At 65.6% G+C, this 7,259-nt stretch carries 8 protein-coding genes; 3 read left to right on the top strand and 5 right to left on the bottom strand.

All coding sequences use genetic code 11. From position 1 onward, the window contains the following. The 3 genes from A3E77_RS08260 to A3E77_RS08270 form a co-directional block, all read left to right on the top strand. On the top strand, positions 1 to 892 hold an 892-nt coding region (locus A3E77_RS08260; protein ID WP_293644860.1), incomplete at its 5' end, for a dipeptidase. A 116-nt stretch (positions 893 to 1,008) separates the two neighbouring features. Next, entirely contained in the window at positions 1,009 to 1,521 is a 513-nt protein-coding gene (locus A3E77_RS08265) for a hypothetical protein (RefSeq protein WP_293644862.1), read from the top strand. Further along, on the top strand, positions 1,521 to 2,006 hold the full coding sequence (locus A3E77_RS08270) for a DUF421 domain-containing protein (protein ID WP_293644864.1): 486 nt from the start codon (positions 1,521 to 1,523) through the stop codon (positions 2,004 to 2,006). The genes A3E77_RS08265 and A3E77_RS08270 overlap by 1 nt, the downstream gene beginning before the upstream one ends. On the opposite strand, the gene A3E77_RS08275 is transcribed toward A3E77_RS08270, so the two are convergent. From A3E77_RS08275 to A3E77_RS08295, 5 genes are all read right to left on the bottom strand, one after another. Further along, positions 2,000 to 3,931, bottom strand: a complete 1,932-nt coding sequence (locus A3E77_RS08275) for a patatin-like phospholipase family protein (protein WP_293644866.1) — start codon at positions 3,929 to 3,931, stop codon at positions 2,000 to 2,002. The genes A3E77_RS08270 and A3E77_RS08275 overlap by 7 nt on opposite strands. A gap of 92 nt (positions 3,932 to 4,023) precedes the next feature. Next, positions 4,024 to 5,043 carry a sugar kinase gene (locus A3E77_RS08280; RefSeq protein WP_293644868.1) on the bottom strand — a complete coding sequence of 340 codons (1,020 nt, stop codon included), beginning with the start codon at positions 5,041 to 5,043 and terminating at the stop codon, positions 4,024 to 4,026. Positions 5,044 to 5,045: 2 nt separating this feature from the next. After that, entirely contained in the window at positions 5,046 to 5,831 is a 786-nt protein-coding gene (locus A3E77_RS08285) for a 2-keto-4-pentenoate hydratase (protein ID WP_293644870.1), read from the bottom strand. A 19-nt stretch (positions 5,832 to 5,850) separates the two neighbouring features. Next, entirely contained in the window at positions 5,851 to 6,597 is a 747-nt protein-coding gene (locus A3E77_RS08290) for a FadR/GntR family transcriptional regulator (protein WP_293644872.1), read from the bottom strand. Positions 6,598 to 6,680: 83 nt separating this feature from the next. Beyond that, the coding region (locus A3E77_RS08295; RefSeq protein WP_293644874.1) for an alpha/beta hydrolase at positions 6,681 to 7,259 on the bottom strand (579 nt) is incomplete at its 5' end.

The raw sequence follows: 7,259 nt of genomic DNA on the forward strand, positions 1-7,259 counted from the left end.
TGCCGATGCGCTCGCCTTCGCGCGCAAACGGTCGGACCTGATCGACAAAACGATCGCGGCCAATTCGGCGACGATCGCGCCCGCGCTGACCGCGGCCGACGCGGTGCGATTGAACAAGGACGGCAAGCTGATTGCCTTCAAGTCGATGGAAAACAGCTACCCGCTAGGTGAAGACCTGTCGCTGCTCAAAGAGTTTTACGACAAGGGGCTGCGCCTTGCCGGGCCGGTGCATTCAAAGGACAATCAGTTCGCCGATAGCGCGACGGGCGAGGGGCGCTGGAAAGGGCTGAGCCCGCTCGGCAAGCAATGGGTCGCCGAGATGAACCGTCTCGGCATCGTGATCGACGCGAGCCATTCGTCCGATGCCGCGTTCGACCAGATTCTCGCTCTGTCGAAATATCCGATCCTGCTCTCGCATTCGAGCCTGCGCTCGGCATTCGACCATCCGCGCAATCTCGACGAAGGGCGGCTGAAGGCGCTTGCGGCAAAGGGCGGCGCCATGTGCATCTCGACGATTTTCATGTCGGAAATGAACATGTCGCCCGCGCGCGCCGAACTATTTGGCAAGTATGAAAATATCGGGCAGATCACGCCTGCCGAGCAAGCCGATCTCAACCGCCAATGGCGCGAACTCGATAAGACAGAGAAGCTCTGGGCGGCCGATTTTGACGCCTATATGACGATGGTGCTGCGCGCGATCGAAGTCGGGGGCGTCGACCATATCTGTTTCGGCGCCGACTGGGACGGCGGCGGCGGGTTGCCGGGCATCGAAGATATTGCCGCGCTGCCCAAGGTCACCGAACGGCTGAAAGCGGCAGGCTATTCGGACGCCGACATCGAAAAAATGTGGAGCGGCAATATCCTGCGCGTGCTCGCGGCCCAAGGGAAATAGCGCTTCCGGAACGCCAGTCGTTCACACCGCGCCGCCAAAGGGAACGAAAAGCCGCGCCATGCGTCGATTGGCAGTTCTTCGGTCGCGCAACGACCGGGGGCAGGCCGGAGGATCGGATGCAGACGCTCGAAGGCATAGAAGCGGGGCCGTCGCGCCGCCTTTGGGACCGACACGCCAGCCCGATCTCGATCCTTGTCCTGGGCGGCATCCTGTTGGCGGCCTGGCTGGGATTCGCGGGCGGGCAGCCGAGCCCCCGCAAGGTCGCGGACTTCGGCCCTGCCCAACTGGTGGTGAAGACCCCGGTCACGATCCGGAACGGCGAGTTTTTTGAAACCGACATCATCCTGACCGCCAGAGCGCCGATCGCCGATGCAGTGATCGCGGTGACGCCGCAGCTTTGGCGCGACATGACCGTCAACACGATGATACCGGCGCCGACCGAGGAAGGTTTCGAGGATGGCCGGTTCCGATTTTCCTATGGACCGTTAGTCGCTGGCGACAGCCTGCACCTCAAGATCGACGGCCAGATCAACCCGCCGCTCTTTGGCGGCACCGAGGGCGACATAGCGATCCTCGACGGCGACCGCCGCATCGGCGCGATGCCGCTGCGCATCACGGTGCGCCCCTGATGGATATCGTGCTTCGCGCCACGGTGATGTTCTTCATCCTGTTTCTATTGATCCGCCTGCTCGGAAAGCGCGAACTCGGCCAGATGACGCCGTTTGAACTGGTCGTGCTCGTCGTGCTGGGCGACCTGATCCAGCAGGGGGTGACGCATAATGACTTCAGCCTGACGGGCGCGACTTTGGCGATCTGCACCTTTGCCTTCTGGGCGCTGGTGCTGAGTTGGACCGCTTACCTGTTCCCGCGCGCCAAAGACCTGCTGGAGGGCACGCCGCGCGTGATCGTGCGCGACGGCAAGGTCATGGAGGAAAATCTACGGCGCGATCGACTGACCCGTGACGAGATATTGTCCGAAATGCGTCTGGCGGGCATCGGCCGGATGTCGGACGTCGCGTGGGCGATCCTCGAACCGCAAGGCAAGATGAGCTTTATCAGAAAAGACGGTCACGCGTCGCCGCAGCAGGATGACGAAGGAGCCGCCGCTCAATAGGTCGGCGTGATCTGCATCTGCGGCAGCGGCCGCGGGGTGCCGTGGCTTAGGTCGGGGCCCAGGTCGGCCCATTCCGTGCCGCGCGCAACGAGTTCAGCGTACAGCTTTTGCGACGCAGCCTGCGCTTCGGCGGAGCGGAATTTATAGGAATGGGGTGGAGGTGTCCCCGTCCGGACCGCCTCGAACGCGGCTTCATAGGCCGGTATCGGAGGTGCCAGCTCGGCGCTGGCCGCGATCCGTATCGTATAGCGTTGAAGCCCCGATGCGACATTGCGCCAGCGCACCCAATAATGGTTGGCGAAGGAAAAGCGATACAGCCGCTCGCCTGCGGCCGTGCCTTTCAGCGCGATGCTGTCGAGGATTGCCTGCGACATGTCGAGATTCATGCCGCCTTCGGCCGGGTCGAGCGAGACATGGACGATACGGTCGCGCTGTCCCGGCGCGCGCGACTGCAACAAGTCACGCCAGTTCTGCATCGTGCTGATGATCCCGAACAGGAATGCCGAAACTTCCGCGAGCGCGACGGGGCGAGCGATCGAGCGGTAGCTGCGTTGCCAGCCGCGATTATTGTGAAGCGGCAGCCACACCGAGGCTTCGGCCTTGTCACGCGCATCCTGCGGCTCGCCATTTTCGACCGGCATCGCGATGTCGCTGTCCTGAGGGTAGACGAGGTTGATCGCAAAGGTCGGCCAGCGAGGCAGCGGCGCGTCGAACAGATGGAGCGGAAAGTTGCTGGCAACGCCGCCATCCGAGAACCAGCAGACGCGGAACCCCTCGATCGCCGAGGCCCGGCTCTCCCCGCCGCTCGTCAGGCCTTCGGTGCTCTGGCTCAACGTCGTTTCCTTGCCTGCCTCCTCGTCGTTGGTCGCTTCGTCTGCGGTCTCGACCGGCCGGGGGCGGCGCGCGAACGGTTCGTGCAGCGGCACCGCGCTGATCAGCAGGGGAAAGCTCAGGCTCATCCGCATCGCCACGAGGACTGGCATCCGCCCGTTCACCGGCAATTTGTAATAGGCCTTGCCGTCAACCCGGTCGGGCACGCCGGATTCCGCAACCATCGCGTCGACGACAATGCGGGGGAACAGCAGGTCGAATTCTTCGCGCAGGAACCAGAAGGTCGCATCGGTGAACGGCAGCGTGCGGGGTTCGTGATGCGATACGCCGGTTGTGATCATCTGAAGCGTAATCGCGGTCTCGGTCGCGGGCTCGCCTGGATAGCGCGGCGCCGACCAGAGGTCGTCGAAGCGCAGCGGGTCGGCCTCCGCCTTGCCCGACAGCGATTGCAGGACATCGTGGAGCCATTCGGTCAGCGCCGGTTGCGAGGCGTTCTTGCGGACGCTGCGGCCCGAACACAGGCCAAGCAAATTGTGCCTCGCGACGCGCGCCACCCGCAAGATCGCAGCGATCGCAGCACCCAGATAGGCGCATAGACCCGACGGAAGTAGCGCAGCGGCAAGCCCCGGCGTCCCGGCGAGCCCATATGCGATCGACAGGAACAGACCGAGCAAAAGCAAGGCTTCGAGCGGCGCGACGGCCACCACGGCGATCATCGCGGCGAAAAATTTGCGCAGTGACCCGGCGTTACCCGCTAGGGTGACGATCAACCGATAGGCGTTTTTTGCGCCGCGGGCAGGGTGAAACAGGCCAAAGATGAAGCCTTGCGAGGAAAGCTCTGCGGCGACGCGTTCGAGCCCGGAAAAGCCGAGCGTCGCCGGGCAGGGCGCGCTCGAACCCGATGCGACATGCTTTCGGTCGCCAACCGCGGCGGCGGCGGTCGCGGCGGCGGCGATCGCGCCCGCCGACGTTCCACCGATATTCTTGAACCGGAAATCACGCGCCAATGCGAGTACCGCATTGGGATAGACGACACCGCTGGTGATGCCGCCTTTCATCACAAGGTCGCAATAGCGGGTCGCTGTCAGGCTCATGGCTTCGCTCTCCGGGGCGAACGGGGCGTTCGGTCGCCTTCTACCCCGACCCGCCGGTCAAGTCGCTGCCTTAGTTGGCAATTGCGCTGGGTTCAGCGGGCCACGTCGCTGGCAGCCGGGGACGCGCCAGCGAGGAGATAGCGCGACAGTGGAGCGAAATCCCCCTTCAACCCGTGCGCGATCGCGGCAGCCGAAAGGCCGTTTTGCGCGGTGGCTGCGAGCGTTTTTTCGGCCAGGCACGCGTCCAATATTCCGGCGGCAAAGGCGTCGCCCGTGCCGATCCGGTCGATCACCGGAGTGATGACGACGGCACGGGTCTGGGCCTGGTCGTCGCGAGTGTCGATCCGGGCGCGCAGTTCGTGGCGTGCGGGTTCGATGACGCGGCGCGCGGTCGAGGCGATGCGGTCGAGTTTCGGAAAGGCGTCGAGCAGCGCAAGCGCAGCCTCCCGTCGCCGTTCGGCGCCATCGCCGGAAAAATCGCGGCCCAGCAGCAAAGACGCGTCCCGATGATTGCCGAACAACAGCGACGCCTCGGCAACGATCGGCCGCAGGACCGCGGCGGGGTCGTCGTGCCAGCGCTCCCACAGGCGCCCGCGCCAGTTGCCGTCGAACGAGACGCCGATCCCTGCGGCGCGTGCGCGGCGCACCGCTTCGAGCGCCGCGTCGGCGCTGCGCGGGCCGAGCGCCGGGGTAACCCCCGACAGGTGCAGCCAACCGACGCCCTCAAGCAGCCGATCCCAGTCCCAATCGGCTGCTGCAAGCGCGGCGAAGGCGGTGTGGGCGCGGTCATACTGCACGTCGTCGGCGCGCATCGGTCCGCCGGGCAGGTGGTAATAGAGGCCCATGCGCCCGGCCGGGCGCAGCAGGCGCCGCGTGTCGACACCGTGGCCGCGTAGCCGATCGACGACGCCGTCGCCGAGGGCGCCGCCGGGAATGGCGCTGAGCATCGTGACGTCATGGCCGAGCGAAGCCAGTGCAACGGCCACATTGGCCTCGGCGCCGCCGACATGGACCTCGAAACGCGCCGATTGCAGCGGCAGCTCGCCGTGGGGGACGCCCAGCCGCAAAACGACCTCGCCGAAACAGGCGATTGTCTTTGTCGGGTCGATCATGGTCAGGCTCCGGGGTCGGGAATGGCGGTGCAGGCTATACGAATGCGATCACCAAAGCGGGCTGTTGCCGACTGGCCGGCCGCAATCGAATGCACCCCGGTAATCGCACCTGCCGAAATCCATTGGCCGGGCTCCAACCGGATCACGCCGTCGTGATGGAGTCCGACAAGGAAACGCAGCGAGCCCCAAGGGCCGTCGAGGACGTCGCACGCACGCCCGGCGCCGACCGCCGCGCCGCCGATTTCGGTCGTCACCTCGACGCGGTCGAAGTCGGCCGGGTCGAGACGCGGGCCGAGCAACAGGCCGTTGTTGATACCGATGTCGGCGATGATGGCGAATGGGGCATGGGCATGGACGTCGGGCGCCGGCGAACTGGCAATCTCGAAACCCGCGCGGATGTCGTCGACCCAGAGGTGCGCGTCGTCGTCGGGGGACAGGGGGCGAGAAGGGACGGCGCGCAGACGCAGCATCACCTCGGCCTCGATCGCGCCCGCGCCGCCGACGAAAACCCGCGCGTCGCCCGGCGTCTGACCGTCGAGTTTGGCGCAGCGGAGGATTGGTCCAGCCAGTCGTTCGGCACCGAGTGCGTCGATCATCGCGGGCGGAATACGCCCGACCTTCCAGCCGAGCACCGGCCCGCCGAGTGCAGCCAGCAAACCGTGCTGCACCGCATAGGCGTCGGCCAGCGTCGCGGGCACCGGCGCTGGAAAGCGCGCCAGCGCGCGACCGGTCCGCCGCGCCTCGAACAAAGCGAAAGCCGCGTCCTGCGCGCGCGTCACGGCGCTCATGGCAGCGGCCCCGGGCGCATCAGGCGAGCTTGGCGCTCAGCAGATAGCGTTCGCGGCTTTCGGCGGCGCTGCGGCGCAGTTCGACCAGCGCGCGCTCTTCGGTTTCGTCGAGCATCGATTCGATCAATCGGTTGAAATGACGTCGCATCGCGAGCCGCGCGCCCGACGCATCGCGCTTGCGCAGCGCCTCGACCACATCCGAATGCTCTGACTGGCGGGCTTTGCCGTCCTTGCGGCAGACCATCGAATGACTGGTCCGGACTTCGGGCAGTTCCATCCGCATCCGCCACAGGCTCTCTATCACATGGATGATCGCCTTGTTGTTCGACGCCGCCGCGATCGTCATGTGAAATTCGCGGTCGATCGCGCTGATCTCGTCCTCACTGGCATTCTCGTCGGCCATTGCGGCGAGCAGAGTCTCCAGCTTTTCCAGCGTTTCGGCCGAAATTGTGGGAGCGGCAAGTGCCGCGGCCTCGGCCTCGAACAAGGATCGCGCCTCGGTCAGTTCAAAGGCGCTGACCTTTGGCAGCACCGCATTGTCGCCGGGAAGCACAGCCTCGACATAGGCGCCGGCGCCGGTGCGGATGTGAATCCAGCCCGTTGCTTGCAGCGCAATCTCCGCCTCGCGGATCGTTACGCGGCTAACCTCGAACCGATCCGACAGTTCGCGCTCGCCCGGCAACCGTGTTCCGGGCGGGTAGGTTCCGTCGAGGATCAGGCGCCGGATCGTGTCGGCGACATCCTCGAAAAGGCGGCGTTCGGCCATGGCTCAATCTTCTCCCCAACAAGCTCTTGGGGAGTCCATACAATCCGGTAGGACAAGTTTGAAGCCCATGACGAACGCGCGCATCAGTTTTTCGTGCCGCAAGCGGCCGAGCTGAGTATGCCGCGCGCGCAAAGGAAGGCGAGGACGCGGACGGTCATCGCCGACTGGTTTGCGGGGGCGAACTTGCCATGCCCGGCGCCCGCAACGACAAAGAGATCCGATGGCAGGCCCAGCGCATCGAGCCGCCTTTTCAGGTCGTTCGACTGTTCGATCGGGACGACCGGATCGGCGTCGCCATGGCCGATGAAGATTGGCGGGCTGTCAGGCGCAAGCCAGGTGACCGGAGACATGTTGCGCTCCATCGCGGCGGCGCCGGGGCCATTGCCGATCCAGTTCGCGATCGTGGGGTGTCGTCGACGGCCGTGCAACAGGGTCAGGTCGGCCGGGCCATAGAAATCGAGGATCGCTGCGGCCTTCGGTCCGCCTTTGCATTCATCGGCATCGATGTCATTTGCCGACGGCAGCAACCCCGCCATCAGCGCGAGGTGCCCGCCCGCCGATGTCCCCGACACGACAATCCGGCGGCGGTCGAAGCCGAAGCGCTCCGAATGGGCCCCGACCCAGTGCAGCGCGCAGCGGGCATCCTGAACGGCGGCAGGGGC

Origin of the sequence: Sphingopyxis sp. RIFCSPHIGHO2_12_FULL_65_19, from assembly GCF_001830555.1 — a bacterium.
Lineage (GTDB): Bacteria > Pseudomonadota > Alphaproteobacteria > Sphingomonadales > Sphingomonadaceae > Sphingopyxis.